Here is a 26,040-nt window from a genome sequence, read left to right on the forward strand (position 1 = left end):
CCAGGCTGCGTCTCTGGGACAATGGCGGGATGCTCAAGTTTGTCTACCGCACACTGAACCAGTTCATCAATTCGCAGTCGCTTTCGGGCGTGGTGCTGGCGCTGGCCGCTGTGGCGGCGCTGGTACTGAGCAACTCGCCATGGAGTGAGACTTACAACCGGTTTGTGCAACTGCCAGGCGAACTGCGGGTGGGCGGTGATCTGCTGGTGCTTTCCAAGTCGCTACTGCATTGGGTCAATGACCTGTGGATGGCGGTGTTTTTCTTTCTGGTGGGCCTGGAGATCAAGCGCGAATTGATCGAGGGCGAGCTGGCCTCGCGTGCACAGGCGCTGTTGCCGGCGGGCGCTGCGTTGGGCGGCATGGTGGCGCCGGCGCTCATCTACATGGCGATCAATGCCGGCGACCCGGTCGCGATGCGCGGCTGGGCGATTCCGGCCGCCACCGACATTGCCTTTGCGCTGGGCATCCTGGTGCTGCTGGGCAGCCGCGTGCCGGCATCGCTCAAGGTGTTTTTGACGGCTGTCGCCATCATTGATGACCTGGGCGCCATCCTGATCATTGCGTTTTTCTACACCGAGGGTTTGTCGGTGATGGCGTTGGTGGCCGCCGCGATCGGTGGGTTGCTCTTGCTGGCCTTTAACCGGGCGAAGGTGATGGTTGTAGGGCCCTACGTGGCAGTGGGCCTGGTGATCTGGCTTTTCGTCTACAAGTCGGGCATTCATGCAACGCTGGCGGGCGTCATTACCGCGCTGGCGATTCCCCTTTCAGACGGCAAAGGCGGCTCGCCGTTGAAAACCGCTGAGCACGCGCTGCACCCCTGGGTGGCTTTTGCGGTGTTACCGATGTTTGCGTTTGCCAATGCGGGAGTGTCGCTTCAGGGGGTGACCGTCGGAACGCTTCTTCAGAGCGTGCCCTTGGGTATCACGGCAGGCCTGCTGGTGGGCAAGGCGGTCGGCGTGTTTGGGGCTTCCTGGCTGCTGATTCGCTTTGTCGGTGCACGCCTGCCCGCCGGCGCTGGCTGGAGCCAGTTTTTTGGTGTCTGCCTGCTGTGCGGCGTGGGCTTTACCATGAGCCTTTTCATCGGTGCGCTCGCATTTGCCGGCCAGGATGCGGCATACGAGACGCAACTAAAGCTGGGTGTGCTGTGCGGTTCGTTGTTGTCAGGGGTGCTGGGTGCGGTGATGCTGATGCGCGCCAGCACCCCAAAAAAGGCGCCGGACTAGCTGTCCGGCGTGGCTCGCTTAGTGCTTTTGCGCGGCGATGGCGGACATGATCTTGTCGGTGTAGGCGATCGCAATCGCCGACAACAGGAAGGTGATGTGGATCACCGTTTGCGCAATCAGGACCCTGTCGGTGTAATTGTCGGCGTTAATGAAGGTCTTCAGCAAGTGGATGGAGCTGATGCCGATGATGGCCGTTGCGAGCTTCACTTTCAATACCGAGGCGTTCACGTGGCTCAACCATTCGGGCTGGTCCCGATGGCCTTCGAGGTTCATGCGGCTCACAAAGGTTTCGTAGCCGCCCACGATCACCATGATCAGCAGGTTCGAGATCATGACCACGTCGATCAGCGCCAGCACTACCAGCATGATGACCGTCTCGTTGAGCGACACGATGGGCGTGGAGGTCTTGTAGCCGATGCTGGTGATCAGCGACTGCAGTGCGGTCTGGCTGCCGAAGGCGGCTTCAATCAGGTGCCACAACTCCACCAGAAAGTGCAGCACGTACACGGCCTGAGCGGCGATCAACCCGAGGTACAGCGGCAATTGCAGCCAGCGGCTGGCAAAAATCAGGTTGGGCAAGGGGCGCAGGGGCGAAATTTTGGCGGGGGTGGGGGATTGGGTGGATTCAGTCATGATGGCGTAAGCTGGGGGTTTGCGGCATTGTAGGGGGAGCGCAGGTACCCCCTGAATTGCAGAAGTTGTAAGGTTCAAGCCAGTCAGTGGCTTGTAAGTGCGGCAGAAGACAGTACCACGCATTCAGTGACAAACAGGAGACAAAACCAATGAGCGCCCCTTCATCCGCGATCGAATCCACCCTGGTTGAAAATCGCATCTTTCCGCCGACACCAGCCACCGTAAAGGCCGCGCGTATTTCGGGTATGCCGGCTTACCAGGCGCTGTGCACCGAAGCCGAGAAGGACTTTGAAGGGTTTTGGGCTCGCCTGGCGCGCGAAAACCTGAGCTGGAAGAAGCCATTCACCCAGACACTGGATGAGTCCAATGCTCCGTTCTACAAGTGGTTTGCCGATGGTGAACTCAACGCTTCCTACAACTGTCTGGACCGCCATCTGGGCACACCGGTCGAAAACAAAAAAGCCATCATCTTTGAAAGCGACGACGGCAAGGTCACCAACGTCACTTACAAAGAATTGCATGCCAGGGTCAGTCAGTTTGCGAGCGCGCTGAAAGGCGCCGGCATCAAAAAGGGCGACCGCGTCATCATCTACATGCCAATGACGGTCGAAGGCGTGGTGGCCATGCAGGCTTGCGCGCGCATAGGCGCCACGCATTCGGTGGTTTTCGGCGGCTTCTCGGCCAAGAGCCTTCAGGAGCGTATTCAGGACGCCGGCGCCGTGGCCGTTATTACCGCCAATTACCAGTTGCGTGGCGGCAAAGAGCTGCCGCTCAAAGCCATCGTCGATGAAGGCATCGCCATGGGCGGCTGCGAGTCGATCAAGAACGTGATCGTCTACCAGCGCACCGCCACTGCCTGCAACATGGTGGCCGGCCGCGACAGCCTGATGCACGAGATCACCGCCAAGGCGGCACCGGTGTGTGAGCCCGAGTTCGTCGGCGCAGAGCACCCGCTTTTTATCCTTTACACCTCGGGCTCGACCGGCAAGCCCAAGGGCGTGCAGCACAGTACCGGCGGCTACCTGCTGTGGGCCAAACTCACCATGGACTGGACCTTCGACATCCAGCCCGCCGACGTGTTCTGGTGCACCGCCGACATCGGCTGGATCACCGGCCACACCTACGTGGCCTACGGCCCGCTGGCTGCCGGCGCAACGCAGATCATCTTTGAAGGCATACCGACCTTCCCGAATGCGGGCCGCTTCTGGCAGATGATCGAAAAACACAAGGTCACGATTTTCTACACGGCGCCTACGGCCATCCGTTCATTGATCAAGGCCGCCGAGGCTGACGAGAAGGTGCATCCGGCCCGCTCAGACTTGAGCAGCCTGCGCATCCTGGGCTCTGTTGGCGAGCCGATCAATCCCGAAGCCTGGATGTGGTACTACAAGAACGTGGGTGGCGAGCGTTGCCCCATCGTCGATACCTTCTGGCAAACCGAAACCGGTGGCCACATGATCACGCCGCTGCCCGGCGCTACGCCGCTGGTGCCCGGCAGCTGCACGCTGCCATTGCCCGGCATCATGACCGCCATCGTCGACGAAACCGGCAAGGATCTCCCTAATGGCGCAGGCGGCATGCTGGTCGTCAAGCGGCCCTGGCCCTCCATGATCCGCACGATCTGGAACGATCCGGACCGTTTCAAGAAAAGCTATTTCCCCGAAGAAATGGGCGGCACGATTTACCTGGCCGGCGACGGGGCAGTGCGCAATGTCGACAACGGCTACTTCCGCATCACTGGCCGCATCGATGACGTGCTGAATGTGTCGGGCCATCGCATGGGCACCATGGAAATCGAATCGGCACTGGTAGCGCACTCTACGCTGGTGGCCGAGGCCGCCGTGGTGGGGCGGCCCGATGACTTGACGGGCGAAGCCATTGTGGCCTTTGTAGTGCTCAAGCGTTCACGCCCGACGGGTGAGGAAGCCAAGGCGATTGCCAAGGAGCTGCGCGACTGGGTGGGCAAAGAAATCGGCCCGATCGCCAAGCCCAAGGACATCCGCTTTGGCGACAACCTGCCCAAGACCCGAAGCGGCAAGATCATGCGCCGCCTGCTGCGCGGCATCGCCAAGGGCGAGACCATCACCCAGGACACCTCGACGCTTGAAAACCCTGCCATTCTCGATCAGCTGTCTGAAAAGCAGTGATCGAGAACGTGGCGTAGCCGCGTCAGCGAAGCTGGGGCAGGGTTGGGGGACACTCATATCGCGAAGCGATGTGACGTGGCCACAAAACCCTGCCATTCTCGATCAGCTGTCTGAAAAGCAGTGATTTGAAGCGGCATAAAAAAAGCCCGTCAATGACGGGCTTTTTTTGGGCCAGAAGCCCTCGGTTATTTCTGGGTCAGGATCCAGGCAACCAGCTTTTTGGCTTCGTCTGGGCTTACCTGGGCGTTGGCTGGCATGGGCACCGGGCCCCAGACGCCTGAACCACCCTTGATGACTTTGGCGGCCAGCTTGTCTGCTGCGTCTTTTTGCCCTGCATATTTGGCTGCGACATCCTTGTAGGAGGGTCCAACCAGTTTTTTGTCAACGGCGTGGCAAGCCATGCAGTTTTTTGCGGTTGCCAGTTGCAGATCCGCCAGTGCAGGGGTTGATACTGCAAAAACTGCAGCCATGGAAGCGATGACCGAAAGAATGCGTTTCATGGATTGTCCTCGTGGGGAGTTGTGGATTCGGTTACAGTCAATTAACGTCATTGTAGTGGTGCCGGTTGACCCGGGTTTCAAGGGTTGACCCGGCCAAACCACCACACATTCAGAGGAGTTACAGATGTTTTTTCTATTGGTTGGAATTGCTGCATTGGCACTGAAGTATCTCGAAATCGGTCCCGTTGCTACATTGAGCTGGTGGATTGTGCTTTCTCCATTCGCGCTTGCAGCCCTCTGGTGGTGGTGGGCGGATGCATCGGGCTATACCAAGCGTAAGGAAGTGGACAAGATGGACAAACGCAGGCAAGACCGCATCGACAAGCAGCGTGAAGCCATGGGCATGCTTTCGGCGAAGAAAAAGAAATAGCTGATACAGCGCAACTAGCTAAGACGCCAGTCAAGTTACCCGGTTTTCGCAACTGGCAGCTGGCCCCAAAGCAAAGAGCCCGTGAAGTCTGTAACTTCACGGGCTCTTTGCGTTTCAGCGGATCAAATCAATAGTCGTCCAGCACCGCACCCTTGCTGGCACTTGATGCATTGAAAGCGAACTTGGCCTGGACGCCCCGGGTATAGCGTGGCGCAGGGGCTTTCCAGCCGACCTTGCGTTTAGCCAATTCGGCGTCACTGATATTCAGTTGCAACAGGAGTTGCTTCGAATCAATGGTGATCGAATCGCCTTCATTAATGAAGGCGATATTGCCGCCAGCCGCAGCTTCAGGCGCCACGTGGCCGACCACCATGCCCCAGGTGCCGCCCGAGAAGCGGCCGTCTGTGATCAGGCCCACGCTTTCGCCGAGGCCGGCACCGATCAGCGCGCCGGTGGGGGCCAGCATTTCAGGCATGCCGGGGCCTCCTTTGGGCCCGAGGTAACGCAGCACCATGACATCGCCGGCCTTGATCTTGCCGGCCAGGATGGCTGCCAGCGCGGACTGTTCGTCATCAAACACCCGGGCCGGGCCGGTCATGACGGGGTTCTTCAGGCCGGTGATTTTGGCTACGCAGCCTTCGGGCGAGAGATTGCCCTTCAGGATGGCCAGGTGGCCCTGCGCATACATCGGATTGTTGATGGGGCGGATCACGTCCTGGTCGGCGCGCGGCACCTCGGGTACATCCTTGAGCGTCTCTGCGATGGTCTGGCCGGAGATCGTCAGGCAGTCGCCATGCAGCAGGCCGGCGGCCAGCAGCGTTTTCATCACTTGTGGAATGCCGCCGGCGCGATGCAGGTCCACGGCAAGGTATTTGCCCGACGGCTTCAGGTCGCACAGCACTGGCGTACGCTGGCGTACGCGTTCGAAGTCATCAATGGTCCATTCGACGCCGGCTGTGTGGGCGATGGCCAGGAAATGCAGCACGGCATTGGTGGAGCCACCGGTGGCCATGATCACGGCTACGGCATTTTCAATCGCCTTTTTTGTGACGATGTCGCGCGGCTTGATGTCCTTCTTGATGGCTTCGACGAGCACTTTGGCCGACTCTTTGGCCGAATTCATTTTTTCGTCATGCGGGTTGGCCATGGTGCTGGAGTAGGGCAGTGAGATGCCCAGGGCCTCGAAAGCGCTGGACATGGTGTTGGCCGTGTACATGCCGCCGCAGCTGCCGGTGCCCGGAATGGCGCGGCGCTCGATTTGCAGCAGGTCTTCGTCGCTCATGCGCCCGGCGGCGTTTTCGCCCACGGCTTCAAAGACGCTGACGATGTTGAGGTCTTTGCCCTTGTAGGTGCCCGGCAGGATGGTGCCGCCATAGACGTAGATCGCCGGCACGTTGGCGCGCAGCATGCCCATCAGGCCGCCCGGCATGTTCTTGTCGCAGCCACCAACCACCAGCACGCCGTCCATCCACTGGCCCTGCACGCAGGTCTCGATGCAGTCGGAGATCACTTCGCGGCTCACGAGGGAGTACTTCATGCCCTCGGTGCCCATGGCCATGCCGTCGGAAATCGTGGGTGTGCCGAATACCTGCGCGTTGCCGCCAGCTTCCTCGATACCGGCAATTGCCGCGTCGGCCAGTTTTTGCAGGCCGCTGTTGCAGGGCGTGATCGTGCTGTGCCCATTGGCCACGCCGATCATGGGTTTTTTGAAATCGTCGGCCTCGTAGCCCATGGCGTAGTACATGGAGCGGTTCGGCGCGCGCGATTTACCCTCGGTGATGTTCCTGCTGCGTGGGTTGGCAACGATGTTGACGGTTTTGGTTTCCATGGGTGTCTCGTGGTGTTGGCTACTGTGGCTTGCCCGCGTTTGACCTTGGGCATTCATCGGGAGAAACAGAGTATGCGTGCTTTGATTGATTCTTTCCAATCCATTATTAATCATCTATTAATATGTATGGCATATGAAAGATATTCTCGGCACCACGGGCATGGCTTCCCGTAAACCGCCCTTGATCGAGCTTCGCCTGTGGCGTCAGTTTCTGGCAGTGGCCGAGGAACTTCATTTCGGCCGCGCTGCCAAAAGCCTCAACATGACCCAGCCGCCGCTCACGCAGGCCATTGCGCAGCTGGAGGCGCATTTGGGCCTCAGATTGTTCGACCGCACCAAGCGTAGCGTGCAGCTCACGACGGCAGGTGCTGCCTTGGTGCCCGAAGCGCGTGACCTGCTGACACGTGCCTTGGCTCTTCCGGCATATGCGCGCGCCAGCGCGGACGGCGAGGCCGGGCGCTTGCGGCTGGCTTTTGTGTCTACGGTCGGTTTTGAGTTGTTGCCGCGTTGGGTGCAGGCCTTTCGCGAGCAATACCCCAAGGTGCAGCTGGAATTGATAGAGGCGACCGGCGACGTGCAGCTGCAGGCTTTTGAGCGCGGAGAGATCGACGCGGGCTTCATGTTGCATTCCCCTGGTTTCGCGCCGCCAGGCCTGGCCTGCCGGCACATCAGCCAGGACCCGTTGGTGGTGGCGCTACCCGGGCAGCACTCGCTGGCAAGCAAGGCGACGCTAGCGCTCCCTGATCTGCTGGGCGAGCCTTTAGTGATCTTTCCGCGGCGAATCGTTCCGTCACTTTACGACGCGATTTTTGCGATGTATCACGCCGCAGGGCAATTGCCGCAGGTTGCCCAGGAAGCCATCCAGATGCAGACCATCGTGAACCTGGTATCCGCCGGGCTCGGCGTGGCCTGGGTTCCCGAGAGCGTGCGGCAGTTTCAGCGCCCTGGCGTGGTGTATCGCAGCCTGCCTGGTGGCAGGCCTTCCATGCGTAGTGGTGCACGGGGTGCTTCGGCCGTGGTGCCTGGCTGTGAGACCAGTCTGGTCTGGCCGCGGGCCAGCGCCAACCCGGCGCTTGCCCGCTTTATCACCTTTATCGGCGCATAGACCGCTCGAAGGCTTCTTCCCGTTCGCGTTGCCGGCGCGCCGCCACCGCACTTTGCTGCTGCTGCTTTTCCGCTGGGGTGAGTTCCCGCTGCTCCATTCTTCGTTGGGCTATTTCGCCGGCACTGCTGCAGCGGGCGCCGTGGTTGGCTTCGCAGTTGGCAATGATCTGTTTGTCGGAAGCCTGCGCCTGGGTTTGGGCACCGCCTTTGCGCAGGCCACCCAGTGCCGAGGGCATGGCCTGGCGCGATCCGCCGCTGGATCGGTCAGCAGCAGCTGCCCGCGCATTCGCCGCAGCGTTTTCCGCTGCCCAATCCTTGGGTGCTGCGGCGGCTCCGCCATTGCCATAAAGCACGCCGGGCACGCCTGTTACAGGTGTGCCGTCAGTTGATGCTGGTGCCGCGGCAGGGGCCGGTGCGCGGACAATGAGCTTTTCATTGCCACCGCCGCTGGTCGCACAGGGCGTTTGTGAAAACACCTTTTTGCCGGCTGAATCAAGGCATTGGTAGACCTGTGCCGCAGCGGGTTGGATGCACAACAAACCCAAGCCTGAAACAACGGTAAAACAGAATAAATGACGCATGGTGTGATCCTGTACGGCGTTGCTCCCAGTTTAAGCGAGCGGGCTCACTGTAAGCCCTTTCCTACGAGCCTCGCATGCAAAAATACGGCCCATGCTTATTCATCCGCAAATCAATCCGGTTGCCCTGCAGTTGGGTCCCCTGGCCATCCATTGGTATGGCCTGACATATCTGGCGGCTTTTGGCCTCTTCTTCTTCCTGGCTACGCGGCGCCTTCGCCACGAGCCCTATGCGTCCATCACCGGCCCCGGCGCCTGGTCGCGCAGGGACATTGAAGACATCCTGTTCCTGGGTGTCATGGGTGTGGTGGTCGGTGGGCGGCTCGGCTACTGCCTTTTTTACAAGCCCGGTTACTACCTGTCGCACCCGCTTGAAATCTTTTTTGTGTGGCAGGGCGGCATGAGCTTTCACGGCGGGATGCTGGGTGTGCTGGCCTCGCAATGGTGGTTTGCCCGTTCGCGCCAGCGGCCTTGGCTGCAGGTCATGGACTTCGTCGCGCCTTGCGTACCGACCGGGTTGGCGGCGGGGCGCGTTGGCAACTTCATTAACGGTGAGCTCTGGGGACGCTTCAGCGACCCTGCTTTGCCCTGGGGCATGGTATTTCCGGGCAGCGGCGCCATGCAGCCGCGTCACCCCTCACAAATCTATCAATTCCTGATGGAGGGCTTGTTGCTGTTCGTGCTGCTCTGGTTGTACGCGCGCAAGCCGCGTAAGGTGGGGCAGGTCTCCGGGGCCTTCCTGGTCGGCTACGGCGTGTTTCGTTTCATCGCCGAGTTTTTCCGTGAGCCAGACGACTTCCTCGGCATCCTCGCCCTGGGCATGAGCATGGGCCAATGGCTTTGCGTGCCCATGATCGCAGCGGGTGCCTGGCTCTGGGTGTGGGCTTCCCGGCAGGGTCAACCCCCAAAATCCATCGCAGGCAGCTATTGACTTGTGGCGATAGCTCCGGGCGTCAGGACTGTCTGGTGCCCTGAGCCTCTCGCTTCGGGGCGCTAGGGTTTCTCCCTGTCGTTTTCAGGCACAACTCACTTGTCTGACTGCTTTTTAACTCTCATAATTATGTGTAATTACTTGAAATTACCGCTGGAATTCTGAAAACTCCAGACGCTGCCGGGGCAGTTGTATGGAAGCAGGTGGATTTTTCGGGACGTGCCGGGCCACCGCAGTTGCCGGGTTCGGTGGATGTGTCGTGTATTTGGGTTCATTGTGTCAGCCGGTCAAAAGGGATCTGTCATGCGTCTGGTCCAGAGTTCATTGCATCAGGAGGTCGCCAATACCCTGCGCGAGCAGATTTTTGCCGGCCAGCTGGCGCCCGGGAGTTTTCTGGACGAGGTGGCGCTATGCGAACGGCTGGAAATCTCCCGCACGCCACTGCGCGAGGCGCTCAAGGTACTGACCTCGGAAGGGCTTCTGCGCCACGAACCCCGGCGTGGTTGCTTTGTCAATGAGGTGACCGAGCAAGACCTGGACGACATTTTCCCGGTCATCGCCTTGCTGGAGGGGCGCTGCGCCTATGAGGCGGCACGCAATGCCACCGACGCCGATCTGGCTGCGCTCACTACTTTGCATGAGCGGCTTAACAGTCACGCCAAAGCCGGCCGGATCAATGACTATTACGCGACCAATTTCGCCATTCACGAGGCCATCATCCTGTTGGCCAACAACCGCTGGCTCGCGCAGGCGATTGCGGACCTGCGAAAAATATTGAAGCTTGCCCGGCTCCAGCAGTTGCACGCGCCGGGCCGGCTGGCGCAAAGTCTTTCAGAGCACATGACGGTGTTTGCGGCCCTCAAAAGCCGTGACAGCGAAGGTGCCGATGCCGCCATGCGCACGCACCTGACGCGCCAACGCGAAGCGCTGCGTGACCTTTCCCGCAGCCAGCGCTCCAGGGTGGCCTCATGAGCGCCGCAGACTGGCTCAGCCGCAATGTTTCGCGGCTCACGGCAGGCGAAAAAGGCCTTACAGAAAAAACGGCCGCAGGGCAAACAGACCGTGCGCAAGCAGCTACAAAAAAGATAGCGGCTAGCGTCGAATTGCCCGCACGAAGCACGCATGAACGGCTTCTGGCAACTTTGAGCCATAAGGACGAAGCGCTGTCGCCGCGTGTACTTCGCCGCACCTTGCAGGAGTTGCAGGCCATCATTGATCCCCGCGTCAGTGAGGTGGAAGGCGGCCGGCGCGCCATGGCCATCGCGGCCTGGTACCAGGGCGCCACCCCGGCTCGCCGGCGCGACCTGTGGATGCTGATGAGTGAGCAGTTCGTCGCCAATCCGCAGAAGGTCAAGGCCGCGCAGGCGCAGTTTGCGGCTGCCGTGGGTACACCCGAAGAGGCCGTGGCCGAGGTGCGTTACCGCCGTGCCACAGTTTCGCCGCGCCGGCGTCTGCTGCAGCGCTTCAGCGTCTATCCGGGCGGCATCCAGTTCCTGGTCGAGATGCGTGCCGACATGCAGCCCAGCCTCAAGGCCGACAAGCGTCTGCTGGCGCTGGATGTCGAAATGGAATACATGTTCTCGACATGGTTCGATGTCGGTTTCCTTGACCTGCGCCGCATCACCTGGGATTCACCGGCGTCACTGATTGAAAAGCTGATCAAGTACGAAGCGGTCCATGACATCAAGGGATGGGCCGACGTCAAAAACCGGCTTGACAGTGACCGTCGCTGCTATGGCTTCTTCCACCCGCGTCTTCCAGAAGTGCCGCTGATTTTTGTCGAGGTCGCGATGGTCGAGACGATTGCGGGCGACATCATGCCTTTGCTTGATGAGCTGGCAGCGCCCTCGGACCTGAGCCGTGCGACCACTGCGATTTTTTACTCCATCAGCAATACGCAGGCCGGCCTGCGCGGCGTGAGCTTTGGCGATTCACTGATCAAGCGCGTGGTGGAGACCCTGAAAGAGGAGTTTCCCAAGCTCAAGACCTTTGCCACCCTTTCACCGATTCCGGGGTTTCGCAGCTGGCTGGGCAAGAACGCGGCGGCCATGCTGGAAACGCTGGGAGACAAGGAGCTTGCCGCCCTGGGCCGGGCGGTGGGGTTTGAGCCGCCCACTGCGGGGCACCTGCTGACCGCCGCAGAGAATCCGCTGGCCCTCAACGAAAAGTCGCCGGTGCGAAAGATGCTGCTGCACTGCGCCGCCCATTACCTGGGCCGGGCCCTGGAAGAGGGCAAGCCGCTGGATCCGGTGGCACGCTTTCATCTGGGCAACGGGGCGCGCGTAGAGCGCATCAACTGGGCAGGCGACCCGACGCCCAAAGGGCTCAGGCAATCGTACGGCCTGATGGTGAATTACCTCTATGACCTCAAGCGCCTGGACAAGCACCGCGCCTTGCTGGCCCAAGGAAAGGTGGCTGTGTCCGGCGCTATTGAATCGCTTTTGTAGTTTTTTGCAGTTGCAGACGAGCAGTAGACAGATGTAGACAGATAAAAACGAAGGAGACAGACATGAGACCCGTTCACCTGATGGGAAGGTTGGCGCTTGCGTCGCTGGCCGCCGTGTTTTTGCTGGGACATTCCGCCCAGGCCCGCGTCACGCGGATCGTGATTGACGAAACCGTTCCCCTGGCGGCAGACCTGTCAGGTGGTGTTGCCTTTGAACAGGTTGCCGGCCGCGCGTTCGGCGAGCTGGACCCCAAGGCGCCTGGCAATGCCATCATCCAGGACATTGAACTGGGCAAAGAGGCCGATGGCAAGGTGCGTTACGTGGCCACCTTTGTGTTGACCAAGCCGGTTGATTCGTCCAGGGCCAGCGGCCTGATGTGGCATGAGGTGCCAAACCGTGGTCTGCGCCGGCCCAATGTGGTGCAGGAGCGTGCGCTGGGTGACATCGACCTCACCAGCGCCTGGCAGGGCGACAACGCCGGCGCCACCATGGTGCGGGCCACTGCTGCGGTCGAGCTTCCCCACTGGCTCAAGGTGCCGGTGGCAAGGAATGCCGACGGCTCACCCGTCACCGGTGAGGTGTTTGGCCGCATCGTCAATCGCACCGGCCCGGGTTCGCAGCCGCTGGTCGTGCAAACAAATCCTGTTCCGTACAAGCCAGTGAGCCTGGACACGCGCCAGTCGCGCCTGGTGTCGCGCACGGCTGAATCCACCCGTGGCGATGTGACCGGCGAGACAGTGATTCCTTCCACCGACTGGGCCTGGGCCAAATGCGATGCGGCCAATCCTTTTCCCGGCATACCTGATGCCACGCAGATTTGCCTGAAGAACGGCTTCGATGCCAGCAAGCTTTACCAGGTAGTGTTCAAGGCCGCCGACCCCTACCTGCTGGGCGTGGGCTTTGCCGCCTGGCGCGATATGGGGGTGTTCTTCAAGACGGCCAGGGCCGATGACGCCGGCACACCGAACCCGGTGGCTGGGGTGGTGACCCACAGCATTGGCCGGGGCGTCTCGCAGTCCGGTAACTTTCTGCGCGGCTGGCTGCACCTGGGCTTTAACCGGGACGAAGCCGGGCGCCAGGTGCATGACGGCCTCTGGCCCATCATTGCGGGCCGGCGCATCGCGCTGAACTTCCGCTGGGCCCAGCCCGATGGCGTGCTGGAGCTGTACCAGGCCGGCAGTGAAGGGCCGCAGTGGTGGGCACGCGCGGCCGACCCGGTGCGCGGTGGGCCGCCTGCCGGTATTCTTGATCGTTGCGAAGCCAGCAAGACCTGCCCGAAAATCGTTGAGCACTTTGGCTCGGCCGAGGTTTGGGCCCTGAAACTTACGCCGGAATGGGTGGGTACCGATGCCAGGGCCGACCTGCCTCTGCCTGCCAACGTGCGGCGCTATTACATTGCCAGCTCCAGCCACGGCGGCGGGGCAGGGGGCTTTGACACCAGCCTGCCGGGCGTGGGCCTTCCAACGGCAGGCGCCAGTTGTCCGGGCAACAATTTCGGCATGGGTGTGTTACCCGCCAACCCGGTGCCGCATACCGAAACCGTGAACGCGCTGCGCGCGCACTTTCGCAACTGGGTGATGCGTGGCGCCGAGCCACCGCCCAGCCGCTGGCCTACCCTGGCGCCGCGTGCCGGCGAGCCGCGCGGCTCGCTGGCGCTGGCCACCAAGGAAGGCATCGGCTTTCCCACGCTGCCGCAGTTGCGCCCCACCGTGCCCGAGCCGGACTTCATCATGCCGGTGCTTGACTATGACTGGGGCCCCGCGTTCAACCCTGCCGATGGCTCGGGCGTGGCATCCAATGCGCCGCCGCCCATCCGCCGGGTGCTGCCCATGCTGGCGCCGCGTGTGGACGCCGACGGCAATGAGCTGGGCGGCGTGCCGGTAGTGCTGCTCGAAGCGCCGCTGGGCACCTACCTGGGCTGGAACATCACGACGGGCGGCGCCCGGCCGTTCCATCAGGGACAAATCTGCAATTACGTGGGCGGCATGGTGCCCTTTGCCCGCACGGCGCAGGAGCGCAGTGCCAACGGCGACCCGCGCCTGTCGCTGCAGGAGCGCTACGGTTCGCACGAGGGCTATGTGGTCGCCGTGCGCAAGGCCGCCGACAAAGCCCAGGCCCAGGGTTTCCTGCTGGCCGAAGACGCGGTGCGCTTAATCAAGGCTGCCGAAGCCAGCGCGGTGCTGCGTTGAAGGCGATTTTTAACGAATATCATCCCGTAGTAAAACTTATCAAAGGAGACAAACCATGATTTCATTTAACCGGCGCGACGTCCTGCGCATCGCTGCGGCCAGCGCTGCAACCGCATCACCCCTGCTGCATGCGCAGTCAGCCTGGCCCACCAAGCCGGTGACGATGATCGTGCCGTTTCCAGCCGGCGGCGGTACCGATGCGTTCGCACGGCCGCTGTCGGCGCAGTTCGCCAAACTCACAGGCAAGCAGCTCATCATCGACAACCGCGGCGGAGCCGGCGGCACCTTGGGCGCGAGCATCGCCGCCAAGGCGCAGCCCGACGGCTATACGCTGTTCATGGGTGCCGTGCATCACACGATTGCGCCGTCGATGTATCCCAAGCTGGACTACGACATCGAGAAAGATTTTGTGCCGCTGGCCCTGATGGCCAATGTGCCGCAGGTGCTGGTGGTCAATCCCCGCAACATGCCGTTCGCAGACTTCAAGGCTTACATCGCGGCCGTGCGCAAGGCACCCGGCAGATACAACTACGGCTCCGCCGGTGCGGGTACCTCGCACCATCTGGCCGGGGAGCTCTTCAAGCAGCAAACCAAGACCTTCATCACGCACATCCCTTATCGCGGCGCGGGCCCTGCGCTGCAGGACTTGATTGGCGGCAACGTCGACATGATGTTTGACGGCCTGGGCTCTTCCGCCAACCACATCAAGGGCGGCCGCATCAAGGCGCTCATGGTGTCGGGCACAAAACGCAACCCGGCTTTCCCGGACGTGCCCTGCGCCGGCGAACTCGGCCTGCCCGACTACACCGTGACCACCTGGTACGGCATCTGGTCGCCCAAGGGCACACCAGCCGACGTGCAGGCACGCATCGTGGAAGACCTGCGCAAGGCCGCCACCAGCGACGAGCTCAAAGCCATCTGGGCCAACAACGGCGCGGACTTCGGCAACCTCACGCCCCAGCAGTTCGGCACGTTTGTGAGCAACGAGGTCAAACGCTGGTCGGCGGTGGTGAAAGCCTCCGGCGCCAAACTCGACTGACCCCTTGATGACCGGTGTCGTTTTACTGGAAGTGAAAGGCCCCGTTGCCTTTGTGACGCTGTCCCATCCCGGCAAGCTCAACGCCATGTCTCGCGCCATGTGGCGCGAGTTGCGCGCGGCGTTTGAGCGCATCCAGCAAAGCGCAGCGTTGTGTTGCGTGCTGGTGCGGGGAGAGGGCGGGCAGTTTTGCGCGGGCGGCGACATCTCCGAATACGCCGGCTTTCGCTTTGAAGAAGCGGGCCTGCGCGCGTTTCATGAAGACGATGTATGGGGCGGCTTGCAGGCCATGCTGGACTGCGACGTCCCCATCGTCGCGCAGATCGAAGGCAACTGTATGGGCGCCGGCGTCGAGATTGCCTGCTGCTGCGACATCCGCATTGCCGGCGATACGGCAAAGTTCGGTGCGCCCATCGCGAAGCTCGGCTTCCCGATGGCGCCGCGCGAGGCTGCGCTGGTGATGCGTGCCGCCGGAGAGCTGACCGCTCGGGAGATGTTGCTTTCGGCTGCCGTTCTGGGGGCCGCCGAGATGAAGCAGCGCGGCTTTCTCAACCAGGTTGCGCCAGGCCAGGACGTCGAGGCCCTGGTCATGGCGTGCGTGGATCGCACCTGTGCCCTTGCGCCTGGCGCCGCGCGCCTGAATAAACAGGCATTCAGGGCTCTGGCGCCCACTGGATCAGCGCAACCAGCTACTGATTTGATAGCAACAGCCTACCGTTATGCCCCTTCTGCCGAGCACCGCGAAGGTATTGCCGCTTTCACTGAAAAACGCCTGCCCCGGTTTGATCGCCGGGCGGCCGACATTCCAACCATAGCCAGCCTGACCCATGAAAAACCATAACCTGTTTGCAGCGCTTCGAGCCGCATTTCCTTCTTCGCTCAATGAAGTCGCCGTCGAAACTGACAACGGCCTCTGCTATTCGTGGCGCGACCTCGAACGCGGCACTGCGATGATGGCCAACCTGCTGGCCTCGCTGGGGTTACCTGAAGGGGCCAGGGTGGCGGTGCAGGTCGAGAAGTCGGTGGAAGCCATGATGCTTTACCTGGCGACGCTGCGCGCCGGCTATGTGTTTTTGCCGCTCAACACTGCCTACCAAAGCGCCGAGATCGAATACTTCATCGACAACGCGGAGCCGTCCGTGATGGTCTGCAGCAGCAAGAATTTTGGCTGGGTCAGCAAGATCGCCTTCAAGGCCGGCACGCAGAACGTGTTCACACTGGACGATGACCGCACAGGCTCGCTGCTGGACCGTGCGGCGCATTGCAGCGACCAGCATGAAGTGGTGACACGGCGGGCGGACGACCTGGCCGCCATCCTCTACACCAGTGGTACCACCGGCCGCAGCAAGGGCGCCATGCTTTCGCACGGAAACATGTTGAGCAATGCGCTGGTGCTCAAAGATGCCTGGGGCTGGAAAAAAGGCGATGTGCTGATCCATGCCCTGCCGATTTTTCATGTGCACGGACTCTTTGTTGCCATTCACGGTGCGCTCATCAACGGCAGCAAGATGATCTGGCTGGCCAAATTCGACCCCAAGCTGGTGGTGAAAAGGCTGCCCCAAGCCACGGTGTTCATGGGCGTTCCCACGCTGTATGTGCGCCTGCTGGCCGAGCCGGGGCTGACCCGCGAAGCCTGCCGCAACATGCGGCTCTTTGTGGCGGGGTCGGCGCCTTTGCTGATCGAGACCTTCAACGAGTGGAAAGAGCGCACCGGCCACACCATTCTGGAACGCTACGGCATGTCGGAAACCGTGATGCTCACGTCCAACCCTTACAAGGGTGCCGAGCGGCGCGGCGGTACGGTGGGCTTTGCGTTACCCGGTGTCAGCCTGCGAGTGCAGGACGAAGGCGGCGAGTCATTGCCGGCCGGTGAGATCGGCGGCATCCAGGTCAAGGGCCCGAATATTTTCAAGGGCTATTGGCGCATGCCGGAGAAGACAAAAGAAGAGTTCACCGCAGACGGCTACTTCAAGACCGGCGACGTGGGCAAGATCGACGAGCGCGGCTACATCGTCATCGTGGGCCGCAGCAAAGACCTCATCATCAGCGGCGGTTACAACGTCTATCCCGCCGAAATTGAAGGCTACATCAACGACATGCCCGGCGTGGCCGAAAGCGCGCTGGTCGGTGTGCCGCACCCGGATTTCGGCGAGGTCGGCGTGGCCGTCGTGATCGCCAAGCCGGGCGTCGTGCTCGAGGGAAGCAGGATTGTGGGCGAACTGAAATCGAAGCTGGCCAACTTCAAGATTCCCAAGCACTGCTTTGTGGTCAACGAGTTGCCGCGCAACACCATGGGCAAGGTACAGAAGAATTTGCTGCGTGAGCAGTACAAGGGATTGTTTACCCGGGCCGCGGCTTAAGAACAGGTTCTAAGGCGCAAAGTCGTCGACCTGGATCACCTTGTCGGCGGCGCGCAAATAAGCCAACGCCAGGTTCGGGCGGCTTGAGGCTTGCGCGGCGTGCTCCATGGACTGATTGCTGCGCACGGCCTTGTTCAGCGCCACGGTTTCTTCGCCGAGCTGCGTTGCCAGATCGAGCGCGTCCATCAGGTCGCGCAGCCCGCCGCTGGTAGGCGTTGCCAAGTCAGGGCACAAGCGTTTCACCACGACGGGGTGGGTTCGCAGAAGTTTGGCCAGCTCCAGCAACTGAACATCCCGAAGCGGTGCCAGGCGTGTGCTGCGGTTCAGCACCAGCGCACCCACTACACGCCTTAGCGGCGAAGGAAAGTTGGCGTAGAGGGCCTCCAGCGTATTGCCGGCTTCATCGAGCTGCACGCGAATGGCCGCCTGCGCGACCTGCAGCATGGTCGTATCCTTGTCGAAGGCATAGCGCCAAAGGCAGGCGCTGGCCATGTAGAGATGGGCCAGCACATCGCCCAGCCTTGCCGACAGCAACTCCATGCGTTTGAGCTTGCCGCCCAGCAAGCCCATGGCCAGGTCGCAGGTCAATGCGTACTGGCTGCTCAAGCGGGCGATGAGTCGGGCTTCTTTTTCCAGGCCCGCGGGGGGCGAGCCTCGCAAGGGTGCGCCGGCGATGCTGTGCCAGAAGTTACGCAGCACGTGTCCGCCATGGCCGATCAGCGCTTCCCCCAGCGCCTGCGCATCGTTGCCCTGCACGGCTTGCATTTCCTTCATCACGTAGGGGTGGCAGCGCACCGCGCCTTGTCCAAAAATGATCAGGGAACGGGTGAGGATGTTGGCGCCCTCGACGGTGATGGCGATGGGCGCACCGCGGTAGGCCACCGACAGCAGGTTGGACGGGCCCTGGATGATGCCTTTCCCGCCCAGAATGTCCATGCCGTGGCTGACGGCGCGCCGCCCAGCTTCGGTCAGGTGCACTTTCAGGATGGCGCTGGCCACGCTGGGCTGCTCTCCTTTGTCGAGCACGGCAGCGGTGTAGCGGCGTGCGGCGTCCGTCGCATAGAGCTCGCAGGCCATCTCCGCAATCACGCCGGCAATGGCGTCGAAGCGGCCGATGGGAAGCCCGAACTGCTCCCGCACCTGGCCGTAACCGTTGGCGACGAAAAGAGCCGTTTGCTGCATGGCCGAGCCCAGCGCAGGCAATGAGATGGCGCGTCCTGCGGCCAGGCATTCCATCAGCATGCGCCAGCCCTGGCCGACCTGCTGCTCGCCGCCGATGATCCAGTCCATGGGGATGAAGACTTCACGGCCTTCGATGGGGCCATTCATGAAGGCGGCGTCCATCGGCCGGTGCCGCCTGCCGATCTGCATGCCCGGTTGCGGCACGGGAATCAGCGCGCAGGTGATGCCCAGGTTGCGCTGGCCTTCAGGCAGGGTTTCGTCCACCGCGTTGAAGGCCAGGCCGACCACGGTGGCGATGGGCGCCAGCGTGATGTAGCGCTTGGAGAAATCCACACTGAAGCCGCGCACCATGACGCCGTCGATCTCGCGCTCGGTGACAACGCCGCGGTCAGGGATGGACGCGGCATCGGAGCCCGCATAAGGCGAGGTCAGTCCGAAGCAGGGCAGGTCGCGGCCATCGGCCAGGCGTGGCAGGTAGTGCTCTTTTTGTGCCGCTGTGCCATAGCGCAGCAGCAGTTCGGCCGGGCCCAGCGAATTCGGCACCATGACGGTCACGGCGGCAGAAATATTGAGTGTGGCGATACGCGTCACTACCGTGGCATGGGCGTAGTGGCTGAACCCGAGGCCACCCCATTCCTCGGGAATGATCATTCCGAAGAAGCGCCTGCCGCGCATGAAAGCCCAGACCTCGGCTGGCAGGTCGCCGGCCTGGTCGATGGCGAAATCGTCCAGCAGTGCGCACAATGCCGTGACCTCGTTGTCCAGGAAGGCCTGCTCTTTGGCGCTCAGTACATTGGGTCCAGCGGCCAGCAGGGCATCAAAATGGGGTGTTCCCGAGAACAGCCGGCCTTCGAACCCGACCGTGCCCGCCTCCAGCGCTGCCCGCTCGGTGTCGCCCATGGCGGGCAGCGCGCGGGCAAAGGGCTTCATGGCGGCCTGGCCTAACCATTGGGTAAGTCCCATGGGTTTCTCCTGAGCTGAAAGTAAGGGAATTGCCCTTAGCGTATGCAGCGCGAGCCATTTGGGCAGCCGTCCTTGGGCGTATCTGGCTGTAGGCGAATTGGCCCAGATGCCGGGCTGCCGTGGAGGCAGGCCCCGGGGAGAAAAAGTTCCCGCGGCTCTAGGGCCTGTCATCATATAAATCGCCGCTGTGTGGCACCCGGAAAAGGTCGCAATCTAGGCGCGAAATGAAGCCGGGGTAGGCCCCCGGTGAGGCTTCGCAACGACGAGTGCGGCCTTTTCCGGGTGCCACCCGTAGGGCTGGGGCTGCAAGGGGCGCCTCGCGTTGTTGCAGCCCTTGACCGGGGGATACCCCGGTCAAGGGCCTGCGCCTAGCGCTGCGCCCCTTGCAGCCCCAGCGCGGGGGCGATTTATATGATGACAGGCCCTAGCCCTCTTATACAATTGCTCCGGTCTGATTTTTGCTTGAGTTTCCTGGTTTTTACTTCCAAGTTTTAAGAGGAGTTACGGACATTATGAAAAAGCATCTTGGCTATCTGGCGATTTCAACCATCCTGGCAGCTATGCTGGCCGGTTGCGGTAAAAAAGAGGAGGCGCCTGTCGCGGCCACTCCGGCTCCCGCAGCCAGCGCACCCGCCGCTGCCCCCGCCGAAGAAAAGGTGCTCAATGTCTACAACTGGCCTGACTATGTCGCCAAGGACATGATCGCCAACTTCGAAAAAGAAACCGGCATCAAGGTCAACTACCAGACCTTTGAAAACAACGAAGCCCTGCATGCCAAGCTGGTGGCAGGCAACACCGGCTACGACATCGTGGTGCCCGGCGCTGTATTCGCCAAGCCGCAAATCGACGGCGGCCTGCTCTCCAAGCTCGACAAGTCCAAGGTCGCCAACTACGGCAACCTCGACCCCGCCATCATGGAAAAGCTGGGCACCATCGACCCGGGTAACGCCTACCTCGTCCCCTGGGCCTGGAGCTTCACCACGGTCGGCATCAACAAGGCCAAGGTGACCAAGGCGCTGGGCTCCACCCCCATGCCTGAAAACGCATGGGACCTGGTGTTCAACCCGGTCTACACCGCCAAGCTCAAATCCTGCGGTATTGCCTACCTCGACTCGCCAACCGAAGTGCTGCCGCCCGCCATGCATTACCTGGGCAAAAACGCCTATTCGAACGACCCGGCCGACCACAAGGCTGCGGCCGAAATGCTGGCCAAGGTGCGTCCGCACATCCGCATGTTCTCCAGCACCATGATTGACGACCTGGCCGGCGGCAAGGCCTGCGTGGCACTGGCCTGGGCCGGCGACATCAACATCGCCCGTGCCCGAGCCCTTGAAAACAAGAGCGGCAATGACGTCGAGGCCCTGTTGCCGAGCACCGGCGGCCTGATCTTCTTTGACACGCTGGCCATTCCGAAGGATGCCAAGCACCCGAACAACGCGCTGGCCTTCATCAACTACTCGCTGCGTCCCGAGGTATCTGCATCTCTGACCAACGAGCTGGGTTACGCCACCGCCAACAAGGCCAGCCTGGCCAACGTCAAGCCAGAGATCGCCAAGGACAAGGCGGTATTTCCCGATGCGGACAATCTGAAGAAAATGGTGTCTCCGGCCAGCTTCAGCAACGAAGCGCGTGAATCCATGAGCAATGTGTTCACGGCCTTCAAAAAAGGCAAGTGACGTTTTACTGATCTCTGGCAAGCGCTGATTTCAGTGTGAATCCGGCTGTGCATGCAATGCTTTGTGTGCGCAGCTTTTTTCTTGGTGAGAACCCCTGTTCATGAATCTACCCCTCCCGGCCGGTGACGGATTTTTGCGGACTGAGCAGCTGGTCAAGCGCTTTGATGGCGTGGCGGCGGTGGACGATGTGTCCCTGTCGATTCACAAGGGCGAAATCTTCGCGCTGCTCGGGAGCTCGGGTTGCGGCAAGTCGACCTTGCTGCGCATGCTGGCGGGTTTTGAAAAACCGACCGAAGGCTCGGTGATCCTGGACGGTGTGGACATCGCCTCTTTTCCGCCTTACGAACGGCCCATCAACATGATGTTCCAGTCGTACGCGCTCTTTCCCCATCTGACGGTGTGGGACAACATTGCCTTCGGACTCAAGCGCGAAGGCATGCCCAAGGGTGAGATCGAGGCGCGTGTGCAGGAGATGCTCAAGCTGGTCCAGCTGGAGACCTTTGCCAAACGCAAGCCGCACCAGCTCTCAGGCGGCCAGCAGCAACGTGTGGCCCTGGCGCGCAGCCTGGCCAAGCGGCCCCAGTTGCTGCTGCTCGATGAGCCGCTGGGCGCGCTCGACAAGAAGCTGCGCGAACGCACCCAGTTCGAACTGGTCAACATTCTTGAATCCGTGGGCGTCACCTGCGTGATGGTGACCCACGACCAGGAAGAGGCCATGGCCATGGCTTCCCGCATTGCCGTCATGAGCCACGGCCGCGTCCTGCAGGTCGGCACGCCAAAGGAAATTTACGAGCACCCCAATTGCCGGTTTGTGGCCGACTTCATCGGCAACGTCAACATGTTTGAAGGCGAGCTCACGCTGGACGAGGCGGACCGCTGTGAAGTCACGACGGAGCAGGGCGTGGTGAACGTGGGCCACGGCATCAGCGGCACGCTGGGGATGTCGGTGGCCATCGCGGTGCGGCCGGAGAAGATTCACATTGCCAAGACCCGTCCTGAGGTGAACGTCAACCTGTTCACCGGCAAGGTGCGGGAGATCGCTTACTTCGGCAGCTACAACACCTTCATTGTGGAAATGCCGGGCGGTCGCAGGGTGAAAATCACCGAGACCAACACCACGCGCCACGAGAGCTCCCTGATCACCTGGGAAGACGCGGTGTTCTTCTGGTGGGACGATTCGGCGCCCGTGGTGCTGACTCAATAAGCTGCTGCTGCGACGCCAAGCTATCTCACTACCGCGATGAAAATTCATTCCTGGCTTCAACTCAACCTGGGGCGGCGCTTCGTGATCGGCGTGCCTTATGTCTGGTTGCTGCTGTTCTTTGTGTTGCCTTTCCTGATCCTGTTGCGGATCAGTGTCACGGACATGGGCAATGGCGTGGATCCCTTCGCGCCGCTGATCGAGACGGTGCAGGGGTCCTGGCACGTCATGCTGCGCTACAACAACTATGCGTCCATCTTCATCGACAAGGCGGCCGATACGGCAGGCGGTTTTGGCAACACCATCTACATGGAGGCTTACAAGACCTCGCTGAAGTACGCCTTGCTCACCACGCTGTCTTGCCTGGTGATCGGCTATCCGTTTGCCTACTTCATCGCGCGCTCGCGGCCGGCGATTCGCCCGGCCTTGCTGATGATGGTCATGTTGCCGTTCTGGACGTCTTTCCTGCTGCGGGTCTATGCGTGGAAGGGCATCCTGGCCGATCAGGGCGTGCTCAATAACCTGCTGCTATCGCTGGGCATCATCCAGGAGCCGATGGTGATGCTCTACACCGACGTTTCCATGCTGGTCGGTATGACCTATGTGTACTGCCCCTTCATGATCCTGCCGCTTTACGCCAACCTGGTGAAGATGGATTTTCGTCTGCTGGAGGCTGCCCATGATCTGGGCGCCAGCGCCTGGAAGGCTTTCTGGCTGATCACTGTTCCACTCAGCAAGTCCGGGATCATCGCCGGTTCGATGCTGGTTTTCATCCCCAGCGTCGGCGAGTTCGTGATTCCGTCGCTGCTTGGGGGCGCTGAAAATATCATGATCGGCCGCGTGGTGTGGGACGAGATGTTCAGCAGCAACAACTGGCCGCGCGCATCCGCGCTGGCTGTCGTGATGATCCTCCTGATCCTGGTGCCGCTGGCGTTTTACTACCGCTCCAGCAGCGACCGCGATGCGCAAGGACGGCATTGACATGAAAAACGTGTTGAGACCAATCCTCCGGTTTTTTGAGAACAACGTCGGCCGGATCTGGATGGGCCTGGTATACCTGTTCCTGTACATTCCGCTCATCTTTCTCATCGTCTTTTCTTTCAACAGTACCCGGCAAGACGGTGTTTTCACCGGCTTTTCAACGCGCTGGTATGAGGCGCTGCTGTCGGACTCCCGGTTGGTGGAAGGATTTTTTCTGTCGCTCAAGGTGGCGCTGATCACCGGCACGCTGTCGGTGGTGCTCGGCAGCTTCGCTGCCTTTGTACTGGTTCGCTATTTGCGCTTTACCGGGCGTACGCTGTTCTACGGGTTGGTCAATGCGCCCCTGGTCATGCCCGAGGTCATCATCGGTCTGGCCCTGCTGCTGCTGATGGTGGCGGTGCAGCGCGCCATCGGCTGGCCGGACCGGGGTTTCATCACCATCGTGACGGGGCACACCTTGCTCGGCATGGCCTACGCCACGGTGGTCATCCAGTCGCGGCTCAGCGAAATGGACCGCACCCTGGAAGAAGCCGCCATGGACCTGGGTTGCCGGCCTGTGCAGGTGTTCTTTCTGGTGACTTTGCCCAGCATTGCGCCGGCGTTGGTATCGGCCTGGCTGCTCACCTTCACACTGTCGTTTGACGACGTCGTGATCTCCGAATTCTTGTCGGGGCCCGGCGTGACGACCTTGCCGCAGGTGATCTTCAGCTACGCCCGCCGCGGTGTGAACCCGTCGATTTACGCAGCGGCCACGATTTTGATCACGGTGGTGTCGTTGGGCATCATTGCCTACAGCATCTCCGTGATGCGCCGGCAAAAACGGCTGGACCGCGAAATCAGTGCGGCGGCTCGACCGGAACAGGCTTTCCCGGACCCCGCCCGGGCAAAGTAGCCAGCACGACGCCGGTCAGCGCGATGGCAAAAGCACCGATCTGGGTGCCATTGAGCTTTTCTCCCAGAACAATGACGCCGACCGCTGCGGCGCTGACCGGCAGCAATACGGTGAAAACGCCGGCCTGGTTCGCCGGAATCTTCCTGAGCCCTGTCATCCAGAGCCAGACCGTCCATACGCTGGCCGCGAGCGAATAAAACAGCAGCAACAGCCAGGCGGAGGGCGCCACCTTGCCAAAGTCAAATCCCCAGGCCATCCAGAGGCCGAAAGGGGTGACGAGGGCAAAGCCCCAGAGGTTGATCAGTGCGGTGATGCGTTTGGGGCTGAGTACGCCGGTCAGCTTCTTGCCGATCACGGCGTAGGCCGCCTCGCATAAAACCGCGCCCACCAGCAGCAAATTGCCCAGCCAGGCATTTCTGTGTGCCAAATCGGCCTCCGGGCCAATGCTGACGGGCGCAACCAGCTCATTTTTTGATAGCGAAACAAGGCCAATGCCGACCACTGCGCAGGCTATAGCGCCCCATACGCGCGCACCGATGCGTTCCCGCAGGAAGAGCCAGCTCATCAGCGCAACGGCTGCCGGAATGGACGCCATGATCACACCGGCCGCAACCGCGCTGGTCATGCTCACGCCAAACAGCATGCAGATGGAAAACAGGAAATTGCCCAGAAAGGATTCGAGGAACAGCAGTCGGCCGGTTTGCCGGCTCATGGGGACTTCGCCTGCCGGTTTTTTCAGCCAGTGCAGCATGGCGCTGCCACCGATGCCAAAACGCAGCCAGGCCAGCAAAAAGACGGGGAAGGCGATGACGAGGGGTTTGGAAAGCGCTACGTAGCTGCCAACGAGCGACATGCTGAGCGCCAGGCAGGCGTAAGCCACGATTCGGTTCATTAAACTGGAGACTCCTGTGGTGCGGGCCAGTGCGGGGCCTGCGTTTGTACCGGCCGGGAACGGCCTGGCAGAGGTTGAAATCATGCCTTAATTTCAGTGGGGCATTGCCGGTTACACGCAGCCTGGACAGCCCACAATCCGATGACGACTCTCTGGCGACGACACTCAAACAATGCCTCAATCTCCTGTCCGTTATGTTTTTGTTTACGGCACCCTGCGCAAGGGTGAGCAGCGCGACATCAACCATTTGCAGCCGCCACCCCGCTGGATAGGGCGCGCCAGCGTGGCAGGCGTGATGCACCATCTGGGTAGCTATCCGGGCCTGACGCTGACCGGACCGGGAACCGTGCAGGGAGAGGTGTATGCGGTGGCGCCCGAGCTGGAGCGTGTGCTGGATGAAATCGAGGAGGTCTGGCCGCAGCAGACCGGTGAATACACCAAGCGCGAAGTGGCGGTGCAACTTGAGCCGGTATCCGGGTCTGGTCAACCGGAGCGCGCGCGGGAACTGGTGTGTTTCCTCTATGAGATCGCCCCCGAACGGATTCACGGCAAACCGGTGATTACGCTGGGCGACTGGGTGTTGCATCGAACCGGCGGCGCCAGCTGAGTCGTTCGCAAAGGGCTTCAGGACCCTGAGAGGAGGCAGGGGCTGATGTGCGCGCTGACCACCGATGCAAGCCGCCCTTCACATTTCATCATTCAATAAATTGATTCCGTAATGTGGAATCAACAAATGCTGCAGTGCAAAATTATTTCTCAATATGAGAGATAGAATTTTATATTACGATAAGTTAAATAAATATCGTTGATTTTATTGAATTTTATTTTTGTCTTATATAAGACATAAGAGCTTCATAAGGTCTTGTAGAAGACTTAAAGTTGATCCATCGAATTCGCCATTTCTTTT

At 61.1% G+C, this 26,040-nt stretch carries 22 protein-coding genes; 16 read left to right on the plus strand and 6 right to left on the minus strand.

Annotated elements, in window-relative coordinates; translation table 11 throughout:
* The first annotated feature begins 29 nt into the window (after nt 1-29).
* Nucleotides 30-1,223: a Na+/H+ antiporter NhaA gene (nhaA, locus tag AC1D13_RS08570; RefSeq protein WP_457280323.1), complete on the plus strand. Its 1,194-nt coding sequence runs from the start codon at nt 30-32 to the stop codon at nt 1,221-1,223.
* A gap of 18 nt (nt 1,224-1,241) precedes the next feature.
* Here nhaA and AC1D13_RS08575 read toward each other — a convergent pair whose 3' ends face one another.
* Nucleotides 1,242-1,856, minus strand: coding sequence for a YqhA family protein (locus AC1D13_RS08575; protein WP_457280324.1), 615 nt, complete (start codon nt 1,854-1,856; stop codon nt 1,242-1,244).
* Nucleotides 1,857-2,005: 149 nt separating this feature from the next.
* Here AC1D13_RS08575 and acs point away from each other — a divergent pair, with 149 nt between their 5' ends.
* Nucleotides 2,006-4,003 (plus strand): acetate--CoA ligase, encoded by a 1,998-nt coding sequence (gene acs, locus AC1D13_RS08580; RefSeq protein ID WP_457280325.1) that lies wholly within the window; start codon nt 2,006-2,008, stop codon nt 4,001-4,003.
* 185 nt (nt 4,004-4,188) lie between these two features.
* On the opposite strand, the gene AC1D13_RS08585 is transcribed toward acs, so the two are convergent.
* Nucleotides 4,189-4,503, minus strand: coding sequence for a c-type cytochrome (locus AC1D13_RS08585; protein ID WP_457280326.1), 315 nt, complete (start codon nt 4,501-4,503; stop codon nt 4,189-4,191).
* Nucleotides 4,504-4,627: 124 nt separating this feature from the next.
* Here AC1D13_RS08585 and AC1D13_RS08590 point away from each other — a divergent pair, with 124 nt between their 5' ends.
* Nucleotides 4,628-4,873, plus strand: a complete 246-nt coding sequence (locus tag AC1D13_RS08590; RefSeq protein ID WP_457280327.1) for a TIGR04438 family Trp-rich protein — start codon at nt 4,628-4,630, stop codon at nt 4,871-4,873.
* Between the two features lie 127 nt (nt 4,874-5,000).
* Here AC1D13_RS08590 and ilvD read toward each other — a convergent pair whose 3' ends face one another.
* Entirely contained in the window at nt 5,001-6,701 is a 1,701-nt protein-coding gene (gene ilvD / locus AC1D13_RS08595) for a dihydroxy-acid dehydratase (RefSeq protein WP_457280328.1), read from the minus strand.
* Nucleotides 6,702-6,834: 133 nt separating this feature from the next.
* On the opposite strand from ilvD, the gene AC1D13_RS08600 reads away from it, so the two are divergent.
* On the plus strand, nt 6,835-7,806 hold the full coding sequence (locus AC1D13_RS08600) for a LysR family transcriptional regulator (RefSeq protein ID WP_457280329.1): 972 nt from the start codon (nt 6,835-6,837) through the stop codon (nt 7,804-7,806).
* On the opposite strand, the gene AC1D13_RS08605 is transcribed toward AC1D13_RS08600, so the two are convergent.
* Nucleotides 7,793-8,386 carry a DUF4124 domain-containing protein gene (locus tag AC1D13_RS08605; RefSeq protein ID WP_477669055.1) on the minus strand — a complete coding sequence of 198 codons (594 nt, stop codon included), beginning with the start codon at nt 8,384-8,386 and terminating at the stop codon, nt 7,793-7,795. The two genes, AC1D13_RS08600 and AC1D13_RS08605, sit on opposite strands and share 14 nt — an antisense overlap.
* A 91-nt stretch (nt 8,387-8,477) precedes the next feature.
* Here AC1D13_RS08605 and lgt point away from each other — a divergent pair, with 91 nt between their 5' ends.
* From lgt to AC1D13_RS08640, 7 genes are all read left to right on the plus strand, one after another.
* Nucleotides 8,478-9,314 carry a prolipoprotein diacylglyceryl transferase gene (gene lgt, locus AC1D13_RS08610; protein ID WP_477689362.1) on the plus strand — a complete coding sequence of 279 codons (837 nt, stop codon included), beginning with the start codon at nt 8,478-8,480 and terminating at the stop codon, nt 9,312-9,314.
* Nucleotides 9,315-9,617: 303 nt separating this feature from the next.
* Entirely contained in the window at nt 9,618-10,286 is a 669-nt protein-coding gene (locus AC1D13_RS08615; protein ID WP_457280332.1) for a GntR family transcriptional regulator, read from the plus strand.
* Nucleotides 10,283-11,761, plus strand: a complete 1,479-nt coding sequence (locus AC1D13_RS08620; protein WP_457280333.1) for a malonyl-CoA decarboxylase domain-containing protein — start codon at nt 10,283-10,285, stop codon at nt 11,759-11,761. The genes AC1D13_RS08615 and AC1D13_RS08620 overlap by 4 nt, the downstream gene beginning before the upstream one ends.
* 62 nt (nt 11,762-11,823) lie before the next feature.
* On the plus strand, nt 11,824-13,950 hold the full coding sequence (locus AC1D13_RS08625) for an alpha/beta hydrolase domain-containing protein (RefSeq protein WP_477689363.1): 2,127 nt from the start codon (nt 11,824-11,826) through the stop codon (nt 13,948-13,950).
* Nucleotides 13,951-14,005: 55 nt separating this feature from the next.
* Nucleotides 14,006-14,989: a Bug family tripartite tricarboxylate transporter substrate binding protein gene (locus AC1D13_RS08630; protein ID WP_457280335.1), complete on the plus strand. Its 984-nt coding sequence runs from the start codon at nt 14,006-14,008 to the stop codon at nt 14,987-14,989.
* Nucleotides 14,990-14,996: 7 nt separating this feature from the next.
* Nucleotides 14,997-15,827, plus strand: coding sequence for an enoyl-CoA hydratase/isomerase family protein (locus AC1D13_RS08635; RefSeq protein WP_477665745.1), 831 nt, complete (start codon nt 14,997-14,999; stop codon nt 15,825-15,827).
* Complete coding sequence (locus AC1D13_RS08640; protein WP_477665746.1) at nt 15,814-17,346, plus strand: malonate--CoA ligase; 1,533 nt, start codon at nt 15,814-15,816, stop codon at nt 17,344-17,346. Before AC1D13_RS08635 ends, AC1D13_RS08640 begins: the two co-directional genes overlap by 14 nt.
* A gap of 9 nt (nt 17,347-17,355) precedes the next feature.
* Here AC1D13_RS08640 and AC1D13_RS08645 read toward each other — a convergent pair whose 3' ends face one another.
* Nucleotides 17,356-19,491, minus strand: coding sequence for an acyl-CoA dehydrogenase (locus AC1D13_RS08645; protein WP_457280338.1), 2,136 nt, complete (start codon nt 19,489-19,491; stop codon nt 17,356-17,358).
* Between the two features lie 512 nt (nt 19,492-20,003).
* Here AC1D13_RS08645 and AC1D13_RS08650 point away from each other — a divergent pair.
* The 4 genes from AC1D13_RS08650 (at nt 20,004) to AC1D13_RS08665 (ending at nt 24,241) form a co-directional block, all read left to right on the plus strand.
* Nucleotides 20,004-21,167 carry an extracellular solute-binding protein gene (locus tag AC1D13_RS08650; RefSeq protein ID WP_457280339.1) on the plus strand — a complete coding sequence of 388 codons (1,164 nt, stop codon included), beginning with the start codon at nt 20,004-20,006 and terminating at the stop codon, nt 21,165-21,167.
* Nucleotides 21,168-21,267: 100 nt separating this feature from the next.
* Nucleotides 21,268-22,371, plus strand: a complete 1,104-nt coding sequence (locus tag AC1D13_RS08655; protein WP_457280340.1) for an ABC transporter ATP-binding protein — start codon at nt 21,268-21,270, stop codon at nt 22,369-22,371.
* Nucleotides 22,372-22,407: 36 nt separating this feature from the next.
* The gene (locus tag AC1D13_RS08660; RefSeq protein WP_457280341.1) at nt 22,408-23,349 is read left to right on the plus strand and encodes an ABC transporter permease; all 942 of its coding nucleotides are present in this window, start codon (nt 22,408-22,410) and stop codon (nt 23,347-23,349) included.
* A gap of 61 nt (nt 23,350-23,410) precedes the next feature.
* Complete coding sequence (locus tag AC1D13_RS08665) at nt 23,411-24,241, plus strand: ABC transporter permease (RefSeq protein WP_457280967.1); 831 nt, start codon at nt 23,411-23,413, stop codon at nt 24,239-24,241.
* On the opposite strand, the gene AC1D13_RS08670 is transcribed toward AC1D13_RS08665, so the two are convergent.
* The gene (locus AC1D13_RS08670) at nt 24,186-25,133 is read right to left on the minus strand and encodes a DMT family transporter (RefSeq protein WP_477689364.1); all 948 of its coding nucleotides are present in this window, start codon (nt 25,131-25,133) and stop codon (nt 24,186-24,188) included. The two genes, AC1D13_RS08665 and AC1D13_RS08670, sit on opposite strands and share 56 nt — an antisense overlap.
* 172 nt (nt 25,134-25,305) lie before the next feature.
* Between AC1D13_RS08670 and AC1D13_RS08675 the strand changes: the two genes are divergently transcribed.
* Nucleotides 25,306-25,740 carry a gamma-glutamylcyclotransferase family protein gene (locus AC1D13_RS08675; protein ID WP_457280343.1) on the plus strand — a complete coding sequence of 145 codons (435 nt, stop codon included), beginning with the start codon at nt 25,306-25,308 and terminating at the stop codon, nt 25,738-25,740.
* Nucleotides 25,741-26,040 lie beyond the last annotated feature (300 nt).

The organism is Polaromonas sp. P1_E12 (genome assembly GCF_056405975.1).

Coding starts and splice junctions, on each gene's coding strand:
- AC1D13_RS08635 (WP_477665745.1), top strand. CDS start 14,997: ATGACCGGTGTCGTTTTACTGGAAGTGAAAGGCCCCGTTGCCTTTGTG.
- AC1D13_RS08650 (WP_457280339.1), top strand. CDS start 20,004: ATGAAAAAGCATCTTGGCTATCTGGCGATTTCAACCATCCTGGCAGCT.
- AC1D13_RS08600 (WP_457280329.1), top strand. CDS start 6,835: ATGAAAGATATTCTCGGCACCACGGGCATGGCTTCCCGTAAACCGCCC.
- AC1D13_RS08605 (WP_477669055.1), bottom strand. CDS start 8,386: ATGCGTCATTTATTCTGTTTTACCGTTGTTTCAGGCTTGGGTTTGTTG.
- ilvD (WP_457280328.1), bottom strand. CDS start 6,701: ATGGAAACCAAAACCGTCAACATCGTTGCCAACCCACGCAGCAGGAAC.
- AC1D13_RS08670 (WP_477689364.1), bottom strand. CDS start 25,133: ATGAACCGAATCGTGGCTTACGCCTGCCTGGCGCTCAGCATGTCGCTC.
- nhaA (WP_457280323.1), top strand. CDS start 30: ATGCTCAAGTTTGTCTACCGCACACTGAACCAGTTCATCAATTCGCAG.
- AC1D13_RS08575 (WP_457280324.1), bottom strand. CDS start 1,856: ATGACTGAATCCACCCAATCCCCCACCCCCGCCAAAATTTCGCCCCTG.
- AC1D13_RS08645 (WP_457280338.1), bottom strand. CDS start 19,491: ATGGGACTTACCCAATGGTTAGGCCAGGCCGCCATGAAGCCCTTTGCC.
- AC1D13_RS08675 (WP_457280343.1), top strand. CDS start 25,306: ATGCCTCAATCTCCTGTCCGTTATGTTTTTGTTTACGGCACCCTGCGC.
- AC1D13_RS08655 (WP_457280340.1), top strand. CDS start 21,268: ATGAATCTACCCCTCCCGGCCGGTGACGGATTTTTGCGGACTGAGCAG.
- acs (WP_457280325.1), top strand. CDS start 2,006: ATGAGCGCCCCTTCATCCGCGATCGAATCCACCCTGGTTGAAAATCGC.
- AC1D13_RS08590 (WP_457280327.1), top strand. CDS start 4,628: ATGTTTTTTCTATTGGTTGGAATTGCTGCATTGGCACTGAAGTATCTC.
- AC1D13_RS08615 (WP_457280332.1), top strand. CDS start 9,618: ATGCGTCTGGTCCAGAGTTCATTGCATCAGGAGGTCGCCAATACCCTG.
- AC1D13_RS08660 (WP_457280341.1), top strand. CDS start 22,408: ATGAAAATTCATTCCTGGCTTCAACTCAACCTGGGGCGGCGCTTCGTG.
- AC1D13_RS08665 (WP_457280967.1), top strand. CDS start 23,411: ATGGGCCTGGTATACCTGTTCCTGTACATTCCGCTCATCTTTCTCATC.
- AC1D13_RS08630 (WP_457280335.1), top strand. CDS start 14,006: ATGATTTCATTTAACCGGCGCGACGTCCTGCGCATCGCTGCGGCCAGC.
- AC1D13_RS08585 (WP_457280326.1), bottom strand. CDS start 4,503: ATGAAACGCATTCTTTCGGTCATCGCTTCCATGGCTGCAGTTTTTGCA.
- AC1D13_RS08625 (WP_477689363.1), top strand. CDS start 11,824: ATGAGACCCGTTCACCTGATGGGAAGGTTGGCGCTTGCGTCGCTGGCC.
- AC1D13_RS08640 (WP_477665746.1), top strand. CDS start 15,814: ATGAAAAACCATAACCTGTTTGCAGCGCTTCGAGCCGCATTTCCTTCT.
- lgt (WP_477689362.1), top strand. CDS start 8,478: ATGCTTATTCATCCGCAAATCAATCCGGTTGCCCTGCAGTTGGGTCCC.
- AC1D13_RS08620 (WP_457280333.1), top strand. CDS start 10,283: ATGAGCGCCGCAGACTGGCTCAGCCGCAATGTTTCGCGGCTCACGGCA.